The 17,550-nt window shown below is 65.4% G+C and carries 17 protein-coding genes; 10 read left to right on the top strand and 7 right to left on the bottom strand.

Translation table 11 applies throughout. From position 1 onward, the window contains the following. Positions 1–176 precede the first annotated feature (176 nt). The 3 genes from rpsI to ML401_RS15195 all read right to left on the bottom strand — a co-directional run bounded on the left by rpsI (position 177) and on the right by ML401_RS15195 (position 1,708). A complete protein-coding gene (rpsI, locus tag ML401_RS15205; protein ID WP_018320095.1) occupies positions 177–656 on the bottom strand; it encodes a 30S ribosomal protein S9 in 480 nt (159 codons plus the stop codon). A 1-nt stretch (position 657) separates the two neighbouring features. Further along, the gene (gene rplM / locus ML401_RS15200) at positions 658–1,122 is read right to left on the bottom strand and encodes a 50S ribosomal protein L13 (protein ID WP_011087726.1); all 465 of its coding nucleotides are present in this window, start codon (positions 1,120–1,122) and stop codon (positions 658–660) included. A gap of 157 nt (positions 1,123–1,279) precedes the next feature. Further along, positions 1,280–1,708 carry a PaaI family thioesterase gene (locus tag ML401_RS15195; protein WP_194407814.1) on the bottom strand — a complete coding sequence of 143 codons (429 nt, stop codon included), beginning with the start codon at positions 1,706–1,708 and terminating at the stop codon, positions 1,280–1,282. Positions 1,709–1,794: 86 nt separating this feature from the next. Here ML401_RS15195 and ML401_RS15190 point away from each other — a divergent pair, with 86 nt between their 5' ends. The 4 genes from ML401_RS15190 to ML401_RS15175 all read left to right on the top strand — a co-directional run bounded on the left by ML401_RS15190 (position 1,795) and on the right by ML401_RS15175 (position 5,146). Beyond that, positions 1,795–2,619, top strand: a complete 825-nt coding sequence (locus ML401_RS15190; protein ID WP_285812361.1) for an enoyl-CoA hydratase — start codon at positions 1,795–1,797, stop codon at positions 2,617–2,619. 19 nt (positions 2,620–2,638) lie between these two features. Further along, positions 2,639–3,223 carry a CoA-binding protein gene (locus ML401_RS15185; RefSeq protein WP_211416770.1) on the top strand — a complete coding sequence of 195 codons (585 nt, stop codon included), beginning with the start codon at positions 2,639–2,641 and terminating at the stop codon, positions 3,221–3,223. A gap of 139 nt (positions 3,224–3,362) precedes the next feature. Then, positions 3,363–4,643, top strand: a complete 1,281-nt coding sequence (locus ML401_RS15180) for an O-acetylhomoserine aminocarboxypropyltransferase (protein ID WP_194407811.1) — start codon at positions 3,363–3,365, stop codon at positions 4,641–4,643. Between the two features lie 161 nt (positions 4,644–4,804). After that, positions 4,805–5,146 carry a hypothetical protein gene (locus ML401_RS15175; RefSeq protein WP_211416768.1) on the top strand — a complete coding sequence of 114 codons (342 nt, stop codon included), beginning with the start codon at positions 4,805–4,807 and terminating at the stop codon, positions 5,144–5,146. 5 nt (positions 5,147–5,151) lie between these two features. Here ML401_RS15175 and ML401_RS15170 read toward each other — a convergent pair whose 3' ends face one another. Beyond that, on the bottom strand, positions 5,152–6,234 hold the full coding sequence (locus tag ML401_RS15170) for a COX15/CtaA family protein (RefSeq protein WP_285812360.1): 1,083 nt from the start codon (positions 6,232–6,234) through the stop codon (positions 5,152–5,154). A 111-nt stretch (positions 6,235–6,345) separates the two neighbouring features. On the opposite strand from ML401_RS15170, the gene ML401_RS15165 reads away from it, so the two are divergent. Then, positions 6,346–6,567, top strand: coding sequence for a DUF2842 domain-containing protein (locus ML401_RS15165; protein ID WP_063194821.1), 222 nt, complete (start codon positions 6,346–6,348; stop codon positions 6,565–6,567). Here ML401_RS15165 and ML401_RS15160 read toward each other — a convergent pair. Continuing rightward, the gene (locus tag ML401_RS15160) at positions 6,551–7,600 is read right to left on the bottom strand and encodes a polysaccharide deacetylase family protein (protein WP_285812359.1); all 1,050 of its coding nucleotides are present in this window, start codon (positions 7,598–7,600) and stop codon (positions 6,551–6,553) included. The two genes, ML401_RS15165 and ML401_RS15160, sit on opposite strands and share 17 nt — an antisense overlap. A 130-nt stretch (positions 7,601–7,730) precedes the next feature. Between ML401_RS15160 and ML401_RS15155 the strand changes: the two genes are divergently transcribed. After that, the gene (locus ML401_RS15155; protein WP_285812358.1) at positions 7,731–8,912 is read left to right on the top strand and encodes a GNAT family N-acetyltransferase; all 1,182 of its coding nucleotides are present in this window, start codon (positions 7,731–7,733) and stop codon (positions 8,910–8,912) included. A gap of 183 nt (positions 8,913–9,095) precedes the next feature. On the opposite strand, the gene ML401_RS15150 is transcribed toward ML401_RS15155, so the two are convergent. Then, positions 9,096–11,372 carry an exopolysaccharide transport family protein gene (locus ML401_RS15150; RefSeq protein WP_285812357.1) on the bottom strand — a complete coding sequence of 759 codons (2,277 nt, stop codon included), beginning with the start codon at positions 11,370–11,372 and terminating at the stop codon, positions 9,096–9,098. Between the two features lie 205 nt (positions 11,373–11,577). Between ML401_RS15150 and ML401_RS15145 the strand changes: the two genes are divergently transcribed. From ML401_RS15145 to ML401_RS15135, 3 genes are all read left to right on the top strand, one after another. Beyond that, the gene (locus ML401_RS15145; RefSeq protein ID WP_212068270.1) at positions 11,578–12,711 is read left to right on the top strand and encodes a glycosyltransferase family 4 protein; all 1,134 of its coding nucleotides are present in this window, start codon (positions 11,578–11,580) and stop codon (positions 12,709–12,711) included. A 117-nt stretch (positions 12,712–12,828) separates the two neighbouring features. Beyond that, positions 12,829–14,376, top strand: a complete 1,548-nt coding sequence (locus tag ML401_RS15140; RefSeq protein WP_285812356.1) for an undecaprenyl-phosphate glucose phosphotransferase — start codon at positions 12,829–12,831, stop codon at positions 14,374–14,376. Positions 14,377–14,460: 84 nt separating this feature from the next. Next, a complete protein-coding gene (locus ML401_RS15135) occupies positions 14,461–15,732 on the top strand; it encodes an O-antigen ligase (RefSeq protein ID WP_285812355.1) in 1,272 nt (423 codons plus the stop codon). Here the strand turns inward: ML401_RS15135 and ML401_RS15130 are convergent. Further along, a complete protein-coding gene (locus ML401_RS15130) occupies positions 15,701–16,177 on the bottom strand; it encodes a MarR family transcriptional regulator (protein WP_194407802.1) in 477 nt (158 codons plus the stop codon). The two genes, ML401_RS15135 and ML401_RS15130, sit on opposite strands and share 32 nt — an antisense overlap. Before the next feature lie 147 nt (positions 16,178–16,324). On the opposite strand from ML401_RS15130, the gene ML401_RS15125 reads away from it, so the two are divergent. Then, positions 16,325–17,521: an FAD-dependent monooxygenase gene (locus tag ML401_RS15125; protein WP_285812354.1), complete on the top strand. Its 1,197-nt coding sequence runs from the start codon at positions 16,325–16,327 to the stop codon at positions 17,519–17,521. The last annotated feature ends 29 nt before the right edge of the window (positions 17,522–17,550 follow it).

The raw sequence follows: 17,550 nt of genomic DNA, 5'->3' as shown, positions 1-17,550 counted from the left end.
GCCCTTCCGAAGGCAACGCTAGGTGCGGCGAGTTCCATTCAGGTTTTCGCGGACGCCTAAGTTTTCCGGAAACACGCCATCAATTTGCGTACAAACGAACAGCAAAAAGGGCGCTGAAATCAGCGCCCTTTTGCATCTCATTGAAGCCGCTTTCGCGGCGAATGTGACCGAAGCGATTAACGCTTCGAGAACTGGAAGGACCGGCGGGCCTTAGCCTTGCCGTACTTCTTGCGCTCGACCACGCGCGAGTCGCGGGTCAGGAAGCCGCCCTTCTTGAGCACGGAGCGCAGCTCCGGCTCGAAGTAAGTGAGCGCCTTGGAGATGCCGTGACGGACTGCGCCGGCCTGGCCGGACAGGCCGCCGCCGGCAACCGTGCAGATCACGTCGTACTGGCCCGAACGCTGGGCCACCGAGAACGGCTGTTCGATCATCATGCGCAGCACGGGACGGGCGAAATAGACCTCGACCTCGCGCGAATTGACGGTGACCTTGCCGGCGCCCGGCTTGATCCACACGCGGGCGACCGCGTCCTTGCGCTTGCCGGTGGCATAGGCGCGATTGAACTTGTCGACCTTCTTCTCGTGCTTGGGCGCGTCGGGCGCCGCCGCCGTCTTGAGCTGCGAGAGCTGGTCGAGCGACTGGATGGATTCGGCCATGTTATGCGGCCCTCGTGTTCTTGCGGTTCAACTTGGCGATGTCGATCTTCTCGGGCTGCTGCGCCTCGTGCGGATGATCGGCCCCGCCGTAGACACGGAGGTTGCCCATCTGCACGCGACCGAGCGGGCCACGCGGGATCATGCGCTCGACGGCCTTCTCGAGCACGCGCTCGGGATGCTTGCCCTCGAGGATCTGCCGCGCGGTGCGCTCCTTGACGTGGCCGACATAGCCGGTGTGCTTGTAATAGGTCTTCTGCTCGCGCTTGCGACCGGTGAGGACCGCATGCTGCGCGTTGATGATGATGACGTTGTCGCCGCAATCAACGTGCGGGGTGTAGGTCGGGAGGTGCTTGCCGCGCAGGCGCATGGCGACGATGGTGGCGAGGCGGCCGACGACCAGACCCTTGGCGTCGATCAGCACCCACTTCTTCGTCACCTCAGCCGGCTTTGCCGAAAAGGTTTTCATGTCAGAGTTTCCGTGGACGGGAGCATCGGCGCGAACACCGCGCCGGACTGCGCGGTTTTCTAGAGAAGAGACGCGCAACGGTCAATGCCCGTAGACGGAAATTAATGCCGCAATATCAATAGGTTAAAAATATGGTGCTATATTACCTGCGAAAAGCTCAAATAGTTGGAATGGAATAGGTCGAGGTGACATGGGCGATCGGATCGGGCGAGGTGCCGGACAGCAGCTTCACCTCCCCGACCGCCAGGCGCTTGCCGAGCTTGAGCAGGCGCGCCTCGGCCAGCACGTCCTGGCCGGGCTGGCCCTTGCGCAGGAAGTTGATGTTGAGATTGGTGGTCACGGCGAGCCCGACCGGCCCGATCGCGGACAGCAGCACCACGTACATGGCGAAATCGGCCAGCGCCATCAGCGTCGGACCGGATACGGTGCCGCCCGGCCGCAGCATCCTTTCGCTGTAGCGCTGCCGCAAGAGGCAAGTCTGGCCGTCGGCGCTTTCGATTGTAATATCGTCGCCGCTGAAGGCCTGGGGGAATTCGTGACGGAGGAACTGCTCGACCTCTGCCACGCTCATTTTCGCTGACGCCATGCCTTTTCCCACCCTCGCTTCGCTTGCCCTGTTACATTAAGTTATCTGCGTCATCCAATTGCAATCATTTAGCGGAAATCGCGTCAATGTCCGTCAAGGCTGCCCGCGCCCCCTCCCCGCAACCGCCGATCCTGCTGCGCGAGACCGTAGGTCCCATCGCGGTCCTGACGCTGAACCGGCCCGCCGCGCGCAACAGCCTGTCGGCGGCGATGATCGCCAGCCTGCATGCAGAGCTCGACGAGATCCGCAACGACAAGGCGGTCCGCGGCGCCGTGATCGCGGCCAACGGCCCTGCCTTCTCGGCCGGCCACGACATGAAGGAACTCACCGCGCGCCGCACCGATCCCGATCGCGGCCGCGCCTTCTTCGCCGAGATGATGAATGCCTGCAGCGCAATGATGCAGGCGATCGTGCATCTGCCGAAACCCGTGGTCGCCTCCGTCCAGGGCATCGCGACCGCGGCCGGCTGCCAGCTCGTCGCCAGCTGCGATCTTGCGATCGCGTCGGAGGACGCGAAGTTCGCCACGCCCGGCGTCGACATCGGCCTGTTCTGCTCGACCCCGATGGTGGCGCTGTCGCGCAATGTCTCACGCAAGCAGGCCATGGAGATGCTGCTGACGGGAGAGCCTGTAACGGCCGAGCGCGCCCGCGAGATCGGCCTCGTCAACCGCGTAGTGCCGGCCGGTACCGAGCTTGGTGCCGCGATCGAGCTCGCGCAGCAGGTCGCGCTGAAATCTGCCTACACCGTCAAGCTCGGCAAGGAGGCGTTCTACCGCCAGGTCGAGATGAGCCTTGCGGACGCCTATCGCTATGCGGCAGAGGTGATGACCGAGAACATGATGGCACGCGACGCCGAGGAAGGCATCGGCGCGTTCATCGAGAAGCGCGCGCCGACATGGCGGGATGAGTGACAAAAAGAAAAAGACGAAAATGAACCACGACGCCTATCCTGACAATTACATCCGCGGCATCCTCAACAGCGTGAAGTCGATCGCGATGGTCGGCGCCTCGCCCGTCAACGTGCGGCCGAGCTATTTCGCGTTCAAATATCTGGCGCAGCGCGGCTACGATATGATCCCGATCAATCCCGGCCATGTCGGCAAGGAGCTGCTCGGAAAGCCGTTCGTCGCCTCGTTGTCGGACATCGGCCGCCCCGTCGACATGATCGACATCTTCCGCAATTCCAGCCACATCATGCCCGTGGTCGAAGAGGCGCTCACGCTCGATCCGCTACCCAAGGTGATCTGGATGCAGCTCGGCGCGCGTGACGACGCCGCGGCGGCGAAGGCGGAATCCGTCGGTATCAAGGTGGTGATGAACCGCTGCCCCAAGATCGAATATGGCCGCCTGTCTTCCGAGATCTCCTGGATGGGCGTGAATTCGCGCACGCTCAGCTCCAAGCGCGCGCCCGCGCCAACGCAAGGCATGCGGCTATCCCTCAATCGGATGAGTGTCGGCGGCGGCGACACCGCGGCCTCCGATCGGGCCGCCAAAAACAAGAGCGAGCAAAGCTGACGCAATCGCGAAGGATTCATTTCGCGAACGCGACAATGCGTAGCAAGATCATTCCGATCTGACGTCGTGCCTTGACGGCGAGCGCGGCGCCGATCAGCATGCCGCGCGATTTTCAGGCCACAAGAACAGGACGCCCTCAATGAGCGATCGCCTTCCGGGATTTTCAACCCTCGCCGTGCATGCCGGTGCACAGCCCGACCCGACCACCGGCGCGCGCGCGACTCCGATCTATCAAACGACCTCGTTCGTCTTCAACGACGCCGACCACGCCGCCTCGCTGTTCGGCCTGCAGGCATTCGGCAACATCTATACCCGCATCGGCAACCCGACCAACGCGGTGCTGGAAGAGCGCGTCGCGGCCCTCGAAGGCGGCACGGCCGCGCTGGCGGTGGCCTCGGGCCATGCTGCCCAGGTCGTGGTGTTGCAGCAATTGCTGCAGCCCGGCGACGAGTTCATCGCCGCACGAAAGCTCTATGGCGGCTCGATCAACCAGTTCACGCACGCCTTCAAGAGCTTCGGCTGGAACGTGGTGTGGGCCGATCCCGATGACATCGCGAGCTTCGAGCGTGCGGTGACGCCGCGCACGAAAGCCATCTTCATCGAGTCCATCGCCAATCCCGCCGGCAGCATCACCGACATCGAGGCGATCTCGACGGTGGCGCGGAAAGCGGGCGTGCCGCTGATCGTGGACAACACGCTGGCCTCGCCCTATCTGATCCGCCCGATCGACCACGGCGCCGACATCGTCGTGCACTCGCTGACGAAATTCCTGGGCGGTCACGGCAATTCGCTCGGCGGCATCATCGTCGATGCCGGCACCTTCGACTGGTCGACGGGTGGCAAATATCCGATGCTGTCGGAGCCGCGGCCCGAATATCACGGCATCCGCCTGCAGGAGACCTTTGGCAATTTCGCCTTCGCGATTGCCTGCCGCGTGCTGGGCCTGCGCGATCTCGGCCCCGCGCTGTCGCCCTTCAACGCCTTCATGATCCTGACCGGCATCGAGACGCTGCCGCTGCGCATGCAGAAGCATTGCGACAATGCGAAAGCGGTCGCCGAATTTCTCGCAGGACATCCGGCGGTGGCCTCGGTGAGCTACGCGGGCCTGCCAAGCGATAAGTACAACCAACTCGCCCGCAAATACGCGCCGAAGGGTGCGGGCGCCGTGTTCACCTTCAGCCTGAAGGGCGGCTATGACGCCGGCGTCAATTTGGTGTCGAAGCTGCAGCTGTTCTCGCACCTCGCCAATGTCGGCGATACCCGCTCGCTGGTGATCCACCCGGCCTCGACCACGCACAGCCAGCTCGACGACGCCGCCAAGGTGAAGTCCGGCGCCGGTCCTGACGTGGTGCGGCTCTCGATCGGCATCGAGGACAAGGAAGACCTGATCGCGGACCTGGAACAGGCGTTGGGGGCTTAGGTTGCTCTCGTAGCCCGGATGAAGCGAAGCGCAATCCGGGCTACGGAATTCCGTTGCTCACGCGCGCCCGACGGCCGCTTCGGCGACCGGCTGTTAACGATCATTAACCACATCTGCCCCATACATCGTCGTTGGATCGCCCCTTTGATTCGGAGCCGACGATGCTGCGCTGGATGGTGCCTGCCCTTGCCGCGATGCTGACGGTTTCAAGCGCGGTCGCTGCTGACTTGCCGGCCACGCCGAAGCGGCGAGCCGCCGCGCAGCAAGAGCCGCCCAAGGTTTGGGTCGAGACCGATCCGGATGCGCTGATCTCACCGGCCTATGGCGTCGGCAGCTACATCCGCAACCTGCCGGGCACCCCGCTGCTGCCGGGGTCGCACACGCTGCCGGGCTATTACGGCCGCCCCTGGGATTACGACTATCAGGGCGCGTATTACGGCGGGAAGCAGGTCGATTATTTCTGGCGGCTGCCCTACGCGTGCGGCATCTACGGCTATTGCTGACCTGATCAGCCGGCCTGGCTAACCGGAACCGCGCGCGGCTGCGCCTGCGCGGACTGCCGCGACGCAAGCCGTTCCACCTGCATCACAGCAAGCGTCAGCACGGCGATCGCGACCGCCTGGTGCGACAGCGCGAGATCGATCGGCACCTGATTGAGCAGCGTGAGGATGCCGAGCACCGCCTGCGCGCTCACCGCCGCGAACAGCCAAAGCGCGCCGCCCGCGGCCGCGCCTGCGCGCGAGCGCACCGCGTCAATCGCGTGCAGCAGCGCCAGCACGAACAGTGCATAGGCCGTCATGCGGTGCTCGAACTGCACCGTCAGGACATTGTCGAACATGTTGCGCCACCACGGCGTCTCGAACCACAGCCGCTCGGCCGAGGGAATGAATGCGCCGTCGATCTGCGGCCAGGTGTTGTAGGCGCGGCCGGCGCGCAGGCCCGCGACCAGCGCGCCGAAATAGATCTGCACCAGCGTCACGACCAGAAGCAGCGCGCTCGTGAAGCGCAGCCGAGCCGGGGCTGCGATCTGCGGCCGCTCCTTGAGCCGCCGCACGGTCCAGACGATGCCGGCGAAGATCAGGAGCGCGAGCAAGAGATGCGTCGCCAGCCGATATTGCGACACCTCGACCCGTTCCGTCAGGCCCGAGGCGACCATCCACCAGCCCACTGCGCCCTGCAGGCCGCCAAGCGCGAACAGCAACCAGAGCCGGCGCTTCAACTCACCGGAGAGACCGCCACGCCAGAGGAAGAACAGGAACGGCAGGAGATAGGCGACGCCGATGAAGCGGCCGAGCAAGCGGTGGCTCCATTCCCACCAGAAGATCTCCTTGAACTGCGACAGGCTCATGCCGGCATTGAGCTCGCGATATTGCGGGATCTTCTTGTAGGCCTCGAACGCCTCGGTCCACTGCGCCTCCGACAGCGGCGGCACGCTGCCCGTGACCGGCTTCCATTCGACGATCGACAGGCCGGATTCCGTCAGCCGGGTCGCGCCGCCGACCAGCACCATCAACGCAATCAACGCGGCGACCGAGATCAGCCACCAGCGCACGGCGCGATGCGGGTTGGTCGGAACGGAATTCGTCGTCATTTCAGGGGCTAAAACCAGGGCTTGAACTTAAGAGGCTTGAACCGGACTGCGTGCCCCTTATAGTCCCCCGCTCCCGCAGCGCAAGTTACGCGAAAGCCGCCCACGTTCGCCATGAATATCCGCACCCGCAAGTTCCTCGGCGCCATCCTGCTCCTGGTGCTGGCCACGGTCTGGGCCCTGCTCGGCATGGCCGCGGCACAGATGCCGTGGATTGCCGAGTCCGGCTGGCGGCAGGCGATCTACTACGTCGTGGTCGGGATGGGCTGGGTGCTGCCGGCAATGCCGATCGTGAGCTGGATGCAGCGGCCGGATCGCGTCAAGTCCGGTCGCTAGCGCTGCCGGTCGGCCTCACCGGCGCAAAGGCGACGCCCGACACCAGCACGCGCAGCATGCGCAGCGAGCGTACACGACCGTCCCAGGAGATCCGCGGCAGCGCGCGCAGATTGGTCCGCCCCTCCGCATCCACGATGCCCGGGACGGTCGACACCGCGCTGGCAAAGCCGGCCTCCTCCGCCATGATGACATGGCTGCGCCGGAACGAGGTGCGATCGCCGAACGGAAAGGCGAAATGCCCGACATCGCGGCGGAAGGCGGCTTCCGCCACCGCCTTGCCCATATTCATCTCGCGCAGCGCGGCAGCGTCCTTCATGTTGGCAAGGACGGGGTAGTTCACGGTCGCGCTGCCGATCGTGACGAGCGGATCGGCAGCGAGCTTCGCCAGATCCTCCCAGTCCATCGACGCCTCGCGCGAGAGCGCGGCGAGGTCGACCCGGTAGCGCGTGCAGAGATCGGCGATCGCCGCCGACAGATCCGCCGGCGACAGCGAGCGCAACCAGCTCTCCAGATGCGAAAACAGCGCCTGCTTTTCGGCGCGATCAGCCACGTTGAAGCGCTGCTCCTTCTCGCCCATCATCAGGCTGATGCGGCTCTCGCGCGCGATCACCTGTTCGAGCCCGAGCCACCAGGCCTGTCCGACGCCGTCGGGAAACGCGGTGGGCACGTAGATCGTGAAGGGCACGGCGTGATGCGCCAACACCGGATAGGCGAAGTCGATGAGATCCTTATGCGCACCGTCGAAGGTGAGCGCCACGAAACGCCGCTGCTCGGGCAACGTCACCGCGCGCCGGCAGACTTCATCCATGCCGATGAAATCGTAGCCCCAGCGCTTCAGCGCGTGAATGGCGCGGTCGAGGAATTGCGGCGTGATCTCGTGCGCGCGCAGCGGCTGAAACCCGCCGTGCCGCCGCGGCCGCACCCGTTCGAGGCGCAGGATGGCGCCCGCACCGCGGCTGCCCAGCGCGGCCCGGCCGGTGAACCAGGCCAGCTCGAGGCGCAGCCGTTCCAGCCATCTTTCGTCGGATGCCAATATCCCCATCCTCGCGCCCGCGGGCGCCCGTTCCCGCTCCCATTGTCCTTACCCTTTGTTGACATTTCTTTGCAAAGGTCGGCCACAGGCCGAATTACGCATATTTCTGATTTCTCGACAGGTTTCGCGAATGACCATGGCTGCGGCGATGCAAAGCCGGACGGCAGAAGCGCCAGCGCGGTCGAAAGCGAGCCGTATCGCGCAGGTCGACATCGTCGCCGATCTCGACGCCACTGAAGCGGCCTGGCGCAGCCTCGAGGAGCCCGGCCACCTCTTCACGCCCTATCAGCGGTTTGATCTGCTGAGCCCCTGGCAGCGCCTGGTCGGCGCGCGCGAGGGCGCCCGCCCCTTCGTCGTGATCGCCCGCGACGCCGATCACAAGCCGCTGCTGCTGCTGCCGCTCTCGCTGCGCCAAAGCCACGGTGTGCGCACGGCCTGCTTCATGGGCGGCAAGCACACGACCTTCAACATGGGTCTGTGGGACGCCGCGTGCGCCGCGCAGACCGCCATCGCCGATCTCGAGGCGCTGCTGGCCCCGCTGCGCGAGCATGTCGACGTGCTCGCGCTGACGCAGCAGCCGCTGCGCTGGGACGACCAGCAGAACCCGTTCGCGCTGTGGCCGCGACAGAGCGCGATCAACGGCTGTCCGCAGCTGGTGATGGAGCCGGGCGGACCGCCGGCCTCGCGCATCAGCAATTCCCTTCGCCGCCGCCTCAAGAGCAAGGAAAAGAAGCTCCAGACCCTCGCCGGCTATCGCTATCACCTCGCCACCACCGACGCCGACATCACCCGCCTGCTCGACTGGTTCTTCCGCGTCAAGCCGGCGCGGATGGCGGATCAGAAGCTCCCGAACGTCTTTGCCGAGCCCGGTGTCGAACAGTTCATCCGCAGCGCCTGCCTGGCGCCGCGCGGCGAAGGCCGCGTCATCGACATCCACGCGCTCGAGTGCGACGAGGAGGTTATCGCGATCTACGCGGGGGTCGCCGACGGCCAGCGCTTCTCGATGATGTTCAACACCTACACGATGTCCGAGCACGCCCGCTACAGCCCCGGCCTGATCCTGATGCGCTACATCATCGATCGCTACGGCGAGCGCGGCTACCGCTCGCTCGACCTCGGCATCGGCTCGGACGATTACAAGCGGATGTTCTGCAAGGACGACGAAGAGATCTTCGACAGCTTTGTACCCCTGACCTCGCGCGGCAAGCTCGCCGCGATGGCGATGTCATCGCTGAGCCACGGCAAGCGGCTGGTGAAGCAGAACCAGATGCTGTTCGATCTGGCCCGGCGCGTGCGGCAGGCGTTCGGGTAGTTCCTTCCGCTTCAGCAACCCCCTTCCCTTCTCCCCTTGCGGGAGAAGCTGGCGCGAAGCGCCGGATGAGGGGTATCGATCCGCGACCTTAACTGGCAATTGGACTCGGGGAGAGACACCCCTCACCCGTCTCGCCGCTTGCGCGGCGAGACACCCTCTCCCGCAAGGGGAGAGGGTAGAAGCCTATGCCGCCACCACGCGCGGCGCTTCTGCCGCATTCGACGGCTGCACCGGCTTGCTCAGCATCGTCACCTCGCTGAAGCCGACCGCTCGCAGTTGCTCGCACATCAGCGTGCGCGCATCCTGTGCCATCGCGGCATCGGGCACCACGACCGCGCGGGCATGCGCCGTCAGCAATTCGGCCGGAAGGTCTGAGGCGCTGCCGGCATCGATCAATACGTGATCGTAGGCGCGCAGCAGTGCGTCGATCGCGAGCGTCACCCGCGGCGATTGCAGCAGGCTGCGGTCGAAGCCGGGACGGCCGGCCATGACCAGATGCAGCCGCGACAGCTTGTCCCGGGTGATGACTTGCGCGAACGAAGCTTCGCCCTGCATCAGCTCGGCAAGTCCGGGCGCCGAAGCGTCGACGGACACCGCGGCGATCGTCGGCGAGGACGCGGCGAGATCGACCACGACCACACGCGCCTCGCGCGCCAGATGCCGTGCAAGCGTCAGCGTCGACAGCGTGATGGCTTCGCTCGAGGCGGTGCCGAGCACGGTGACCTTCTTCGCGGCAGCGCCGGCGGCGCCCAATCTGTCGGCCAGTTGCTCGATCTCGGTGAATTCGGTGAATTCGGCATCATCAGCCATCTCAGGCTGCAGCGGCGCGGGCTCTGCCATGACGGGATCGGCGAACGGCTCTGCCACGGGCTGGACCACCGCTTCCCGGCGAATTGCCGCCGGCGTTTGCACCGGGCTGAACGCGGCCACCGCGCGCGGCGCGGTCTGGCGCAACAGCTCGCCGGTGACGACGACGCCGGACGACAGCAGCAGCGTTGCGATCGTCGCGATCAGCACGATCGGCAGCTTCTTCGGATAGGCCGGCGTGTTGGAGACGATGGCGCGCGAGATGATGCGGCCGTCGGTCGGCGCCGTGTCGATGGTCTCGCGGGTGTTGGCCTCGCGGTATTTGGCGAGATACGTCTCGAGCAGATCGCGCTGCGCCTTGGCCTCGCGCTCGAGCGCGCGGAGCTGGACGTCCTGGCCGTTGGTCGAGGTCGCCTGCTTCTTGAGCTGCTCGAGGCTGGTGATCAAGCCGTCGACCCGGCCGCTGGCGATCCGCGCGTCGCTTTCCAGCGAGCGCGAGATCTTGGCCGCCTCATCGCGAATCTGGTTGTCGAGGTCGCCGAGCTGCGCCTTCAGCTCCTTGATCCGCGGGTGATTGCCGAGCAGCGTCGACGATTGTTCGGCGAGCTGCGCGCGCAGCGTCACCCTTTGCTCCGACAGCCGCCGCATCAATTCGGAGTTCACGACCTCGGATGCCTCGATCGGCTTGCCGCTCTGGAGCATCTCCTTGATCAGCCGCGCCTTGGATTCCGCATCCGCCTTCATCGAGCGCGCATTGTTGAGCTGGGTGTTGACCTCGCCCATCTGCTGGTTCGAGAGCGTGGTGTTGTTGGTGCCGACGAACAGGCTCGACTTGGAGCGGAAGTCCTCGACCCTGGCCTCGGCCTCGGAGACCTTCTTGCGCAAGCTCTCGATCTCGCCGGCCAGCCACTGGCTGGCGTTCTTGGCCTGCTCCTGGCGAACGCCCTGCTGCAGCACGAGATAGCCGTCGGCGATCGAATTGGCGACGCGGGCCGCAAGGTCGGGATCGGCGGACTGGAATTCGACCACGATGACGCGCGACTTGTCGACGGCATAGGCCTGCAGGCGATCGTAATAGGCATCGAGCACGCGCTCTTCCGGCGTCATCGAGAACGGATCGCGACCGATCCCGATCATCGCGGCCAGCGATTTCAGTGGCGAGACGCCCTGCAGCACCGGATCGAATTCGGGACGTTCGGCGAGCTTGTTCTTCTTGATGATCTCGCGCGCGAGATCGCGCGACAGCACGAGCTGCACCTGGCTGGTGACGGCTTCGGCGTCGAGCGCCTGGCGCTCCTCGGCGCGATCGCTGCTCGGGCGCAGGAACACGTTCTCGCGGCCATCGATCAGGATGCGCGATTCGGACTTGTAGCGCGGCGTGACGAGATTGACGATTGCAATGGAGCCGACGAGCGCCAGCACCGTCGGCACAACGATCCAGCCGCGCTTGCGCGCCAATGCCGCGCCGAGCGCGTGCAGATCTATATCGCCGGATTCGGTTTGCGGCTGCTTGGTGACAACAGGCGCAGGCCTCGCTTCAATCTTGGGCTCGACTTCGACTTCGGCTTTGGGCGCAACTTCGGCCTTGGGCTTTGCAACGGCCCGCGCCACCACCGCCTTGTCCTTGCCGGCACGCCAAAACGCTAAACGCATCGAACACTCCCGCAGGGGCAACGCCACCAAGCTACCTCAACGCCGGCGATTACACTCCATTAAGGTTGCCGCTGGGTTAATCGCGGGCATCCGGCGCACCTTGCGCGCACGCCCGTCACCGTTTGTTAACCACGAGGGCTCTTAATCCGTCTCGATATTTCCGAGGAATTGTTCGGCAATCGCCGTCGAGCGCTGGTTTTGATTCATGCCCCCCTCTCCTGACCGGCCGCTTCGTATCCTGCACGCCGTGCGTGCTCCGGTCGGCGGCATCTTCCGCCACATCCTCGACGTCGCCAACGGTCAGGTCGACCGCGGCCATCATGTCGGCATCCTCGCCGACAGCCTCACCGGCGGCGAGCGCGCCGACAAGGCGCTTGCCGAGCTCGCGCCGCGCCTGAAGCTCGGCGTGCACCGGCTCGCGATTCGCCGCGAACCCTCGCCGGACGACGTGCTGGTGTGGCTTCGCATGCGACGGCTGATCGCGAAGCTGAAGCCCGACGTCATGCACGGCCACGGCGCCAAGGCCGGCGCCTTCATCCGGATGCGGCGGCGCTCCGACGACACCATCCGCATCTACACGCCGCATGGCGGCTCGCTGCACTACCCGCTCAACACCTTCAAGGGCGAGTTCTACGCGCGGCTCGAGCGAACGCTGATGGATTCGACCGACCTGTTCCTGTTCGAGAGCGCGTTCGCCCGCGACACCTATCAACGCATCGTCGGCACGCCCAAGGGCGTGGTGCATTGCGTCTTCAACGGCGTCACGCCCGAGGAATTCGAGCCTGTCGTGACCGCCGACGATGCCACCGACATCTGCTATGTCGGCGAGTTCAGGCACATCAAGGGCGCGGATCTCCTGGTCGATGCCGTGGCGCGCCTGCACGAGGGCGGCAAGAAGGTCACGTTGACGCTCGGCGGCGACGGCGAGGAAACGGCGGCGCTGAAGGCGCAGGTCGAAAGGCTCGGCCTGTCAGGCGCGATCCGCTTCATCGGCCACGTCAAGGCGCGCTACGGCTTTTCCAAAGGGCGGCTGCTCGTCGTTCCCTCGCGCGGCGATTCCATGCCCTATGTCGTGATCGAGGCCGGTGCCGCCGGCATTCCCATGATCGCGTCGCGCATCGGCGGCATTCCCGAGATCTTCGGGGCCGAAAGCCCGGCGCTGTTCGCGCCGAGCAATTCCGAGGCCATGGCCGAGGCGATCGCCGCCGCGCTCGACGATCCCCAAACCACCGCGCAGCGCGCGATCTCCTTGCGAGAACGCATCTCGGCGCATTTCTCGCAAGCGGCGATGGTCGACGGCGTGATCGCCGGCTATCGCGACGCGTTTGCCAATCATTAACCATCCTTAAGCCCGCTTTAGAGAATCTTCCGATTTGTTCGATAATCGAAGGTCCAGGGGATGCTCGCCCGGGCGCTCAAGGCCGTGCCGCGGGCTTTGGAATGGACGTGGACGCCCGTGGAACCGCTCAACGCACGCTCGATGCTCGACGTCGCGACCAGCGCTGCGGCGAAGCCCGCTGACCAACCCTTCATCGAGCGCCGCCGCCGGCTGACGCCCGCCGCCCTCGAAGTCGTCAACCAGAAGGTCGCCCGCGCCTATTCGCCGATCGTGATCGCCGGCTTCGTGCGCCTCGCTGACTTCACGCTGCTCAGCCTCGTCGGCATCGCGCTCTATGCCGGCTATGTGATGCCGCACGCCGGCTTCAACTGGCTCTACCCCGCGGAGATCGTCGCGGTGGCAGTCGCCGCCGTGATCTGCTTCCAGGCTGCCGACATCTATCAGGTGCAGCTGTTCCGCGGGCAGCTCCGCCAGATGACGCGGATGATCTCGTCCTGGTCGTTTGTCTTCCTGCTGTTCATCGGCATCTCCTTTTTCGCCAAATACGGCAGCGAAATCTCGCGTCTGTGGCTGGCCGGCTTCTACGCCCTCGGGCTCGCCACACTGATCGCCGAGCGCCTGGTGCTGCGCTCTCTGGTGCGCGGCTGGGCGCGCCAGGGCCGGCTCGACCGCCGCACCATCATCGTCGGCTCCGACAGCAACGGCGAGCAGCTGGTCGAGGCGCTGAAGGCGCAGGAGGATTCCGACATCCACGTGCTCGGCGTGTTCGACGACCGCAACGACAGCCGCGCGCTTGACACCTGCGCCGGCGCGCGCAAGCTCGGCAAGGTCGACGACATCGTCGAATTCGCCCGGCGTACCCGCGTCGATCTCGTGCTGTTCGCGCTGCCGATCTCGGCGGAGACGCGCATCCTGGAGATGCTGAAGAAGCTCTGGGTGCTGCCGGTCGACATCCGCCTCTCCGCGCACACCAACAAGCTGCGCTTCCGGCCCCGTTCCTATTCCTATCTCGGCGAGGTGCCGACACTCGACGTGTTCGAGGCGCCGATCACCGACTGGGATCTGGTGATGAAATGGCTGTTCGACCGCGTCGTCGGCAGCCTCGCCCTGCTCGCAGCGCTTCCGGTGATGGGATTGGTGGCGCTGGCAGTCAAGTTGACCAGCCCCGGACCGGTGCTGTTCCGCCAGAAGCGCTTCGGCTTCAACAACGAGCGCATCGACGTCTACAAGTTCCGCTCGATGTATCATCATCAGGCCGATCCGACGGCGTCGAAGGTCGTGACCAAGAACGATCCACGCGTCACCCCCGTCGGCCGCTTCATCCGCAAGACCAGCCTCGACGAGCTGCCGCAGCTCTTCAACGTGGTCTTCTCCGGCAATCTCTCCCTGGTCGGCCCGCGCCCGCATGCGGTGCAGGGCAAGCTGCAGAGCCGGCTGTTCGACGAGGCCGTCGACGGCTATTTCGCCCGCCACCGGGTCAAGCCCGGCATCACCGGCTGGGCCCAGATCAACGGCTGGCGCGGCGAGATCGACAACGAAGAGAAGATCCAGAAGCGCGTCGAGTTCGACCTCTACTACATCGAGAACTGGTCAGTGCTGTTCGACCTCTACATTCTCCTGAAGACGCCGATCTCGCTGCTGACCAAGAACGAGAACGCGTATTGAGTTGAGTTTCTGGATCGCCCGGTCAAGCCGGGCGATGACGGCGGGAGTTGTGGCGTGAGAGTTGCGTAAGCGTATGAGCGTGTGATGGCGTATGCGGCGACAGCCGGGGAGATGAATGCAGCGGTCCGTGCCGCGCCCGGCGTGCTGGCGCTGCAGCGCGCGCTGGTGTGGCTGGTCGGCGCCTCCGGCGCGGTCGTCTTCATCGAGCCGAGCCCCTACGAGATCATGACGCTGCTCGCGGCGGTCACGTTCTTCGCCACCGGCCTTCGCTTGCGGCTCGCGTTGATGCCGCTGCTCGCGCTGCTGGTCCTGCTCAATGTCGGCTACACGATCAGCGCGATTCCGCTGTTCGAGCAATCCGAGGTCGTGAGCTGGATCGCGACCTCCTGGTACATGGCGGTGACCGTGGTGTTCTTTGCCATGGTGATGTCCGAGGACACCGCGGCCAGGCTCGACATGCTCCGCCGCGGGCTCGTGGTCGGCGCGATGGTCGCCTCGGTCCTGGCGGTCGCCGGCTACTTCCATTTGGTACCCGGCGGCAACGACCTCCTCACGCTCTACGGACGCGCGCGCGGCACGTTCAAGGACCCGAACGTGCTCGGCGCCTTCCTGATCCTGCCGGCGCTGTTCTCGCTCCAGAGCGTGGTTTCGGACAAGCTCGGAAAGGCCTTCCGCAACGTCTTCGCCTTCGCCATCATGTCGCTCGCGATCCTGCTCGCGTTCTCGCGTGCCGCCTGGGGCGGCCTCGTGCTGACCTCCGCCTTCATGCTGGCGTTGATGGTGCTGACCGGCCGCACCAACGCGCAGCGCTCGCGCATCGTCATCATGGCGATCGTGGCCGCCGTGCTGGGGCTGGCGCTGATCGCCGTGCTGCTGTCGTTCGATTCCACCGCCGAGATGTTCAAGCAGCGCGCGAGTTTCGACCAGAGCTACGACGAAGGCCGCTTCGGCCGGTTCGGCCGCCACATCCTGGGTGCGGAGATGGCGCTCGACATGCCGTTCGGCATCGGCCCCCTGCAATTCCACCGCTTCTTCCCCGAGGACACCCACAACTCCTACCTCAACGCCTTCATGTCCGGCGGCTGGCTGTCCGGCGTGTGCTATCCGGCGCTGGTCTTCACCACCGTGATCATGGGCTTCAGGCACGTCTTCGTTCCCGTGCCCTGGCAGCGCGCTTATCTGGCCGTGTTCTCCGCCTTCGTCGGCACCGTCGGCGAAAGCCTCGTGATCGACACCGACCACTGGCGGCACTTCTGGATGATGCTGGGCGCGATGTGGGGCATGATCGCCGCCGCGCAGATCTACAAGGTCAGGACTGACAAGCTCAGGGCTGACGAGGACGCGTCTTCAGCTTGAGGGCCGGACGCTTTTCCGGCGGCGTGTCGAGCAGGCTCTTCAGCGCTTCGGTTGCCGCGAGCACGCCCTTGTAGCCCTCATTGGCGAAGCGCAGCAGCAGACGCAACTCCTCGTCGGAATAGCCGTTGCAGACCTTCTCCATGGCCTGCTGCATCGGCACGTAGAACTGGCTGAGCTTGTCGATCGCCTCGGGCACGACGGCGATGAAGACCTTGCGGCGGTCGGCCTCGTCCCGCTCGCGGCGCACCAGCCCCGCCGTCTCGAGCCGGTCGACCACGCCGGTGATGGCGCCCGTCGTGAGGCCCGTGACCTCGGCGAGCCTGCCTGCTGTGACGCGACCCTCGAGATAGAGGATGTCCATGCATTCGAGGTCGGAATTGGCAATTCCGGCAACGTTCGCAACGGTTTGGCCATAGAGCACGCCCTGCGCGGACGACCTGCGCATCGCCTCCTCCAATTCCCCGAGCAACACCGCGCGCGCCTTCGTCCTTGACAAGGCCGACCTCTTCTCTTACTCGATATATATCTTAGTCACTAAGAGATTTAGCGACCGTAATTTCTCCTAGCACCACGGAAACGTCGGGAGCAAGCCATGTCCACTCGTCCCCGCAAGGCCCTGATCATCGGCGCCGGCATCGCCGGCCCCGTGGCCGCGATCCTGCTGCGCCGCGCCGGCATCGAATCCGCGATCTACGAGGCCTGGCCCTATTCGAAGGGCATCGGCGGCGGCCTTCAGATCGCGCCGAACGGCATGCATGTGATGGACGAGATCGGCCTTGCAAACGAGCTGATCAGCCGCGGCTCGGTCGCGGAGGCCTTCGACTTCTATTCGCAAGGAGGCGCCAAGCTCGGCTCGATCAACCGCGACATGGCACGGCGCTTCGGCCAGCCGGCCGTCAATGTCTGCCGTGCCACGCTGAACGAGATGCTGATCGACAAGGCCTGGTGCGCCTGCGTCTCGCTCTATTTCGAGAAGCGGCTGATCAAGGTCGAGGACCGCGGCGACCAGCCTGTCATTGCCTATTTCGCCGACGGCACCACCGCCGAGGGCGATTTCTTGATCGGTGCCGACGGAGTCCACTCCGTGACGCGCCGTCAGGTGGTGCCGGACGGACCGCAACCTTTCGATACCGGACTGATCGGCTTCGGCGGCTTCGTGCCGCACGCCGTCCTCGAGGGCAGGTCGATCGGCCGGCACGTCGAGACCACGTTCGGCCAGAGCGGCTTCTTCGGATACGGCTATTGCAGCCCGGATCCGAACGACGGCGTGATGTGGTGGAGCACGCAGCCTGCGCACGGCATGGACGCGGCGATGTTTCGCGCGCTTGACCACGCGACACTGAAGCAGCATCTGCGCGGCTTCCACCGCGGCTGGCACGATCCGATCCCCGGCATCATCGAGGCCGCCGAGAATATCGTGGTCACCGACACGCTCGACGTCGCGACCCTGCCGGCCTGGTCGCGCAAGCGCTCGCTGCTAATCGGGGACGCCGCGCACGCGACGAGCCCCCATGCCGGCCAGGGCGCCTCGCTGGCACTCGAGGATGCGATGCGGCTCGCGCGCCTGATGCAGGAGGGCCAGGAGCTCGGCGCCACGTTCCAGGCCTTCGAGGCCGAGCGTCGCCCGCGCACGGAGAAGATCGTCGCCATCGCCCGCCGCAACGGCAACAGCAAGCGCGAATTCAGCGCCGGCGGCGCGTGGGTTCGCAATCAGATGATGAAGTGGCTGTTGCCGCTCGGCGCCAAGGGCATGGACTTCATGTACGCATATGACGCTCGGGCGGTGTAGCGGCGAGCTGCCGGGTGGGCAAAGGCGCA

Source organism: Bradyrhizobium sp. 62B (assembly GCF_030272265.2).
Classification (GTDB): domain Bacteria; phylum Pseudomonadota; class Alphaproteobacteria; order Rhizobiales; family Xanthobacteraceae; genus Bradyrhizobium.
This window is presented reverse-complemented; position numbering and strand designations above follow the sequence as displayed.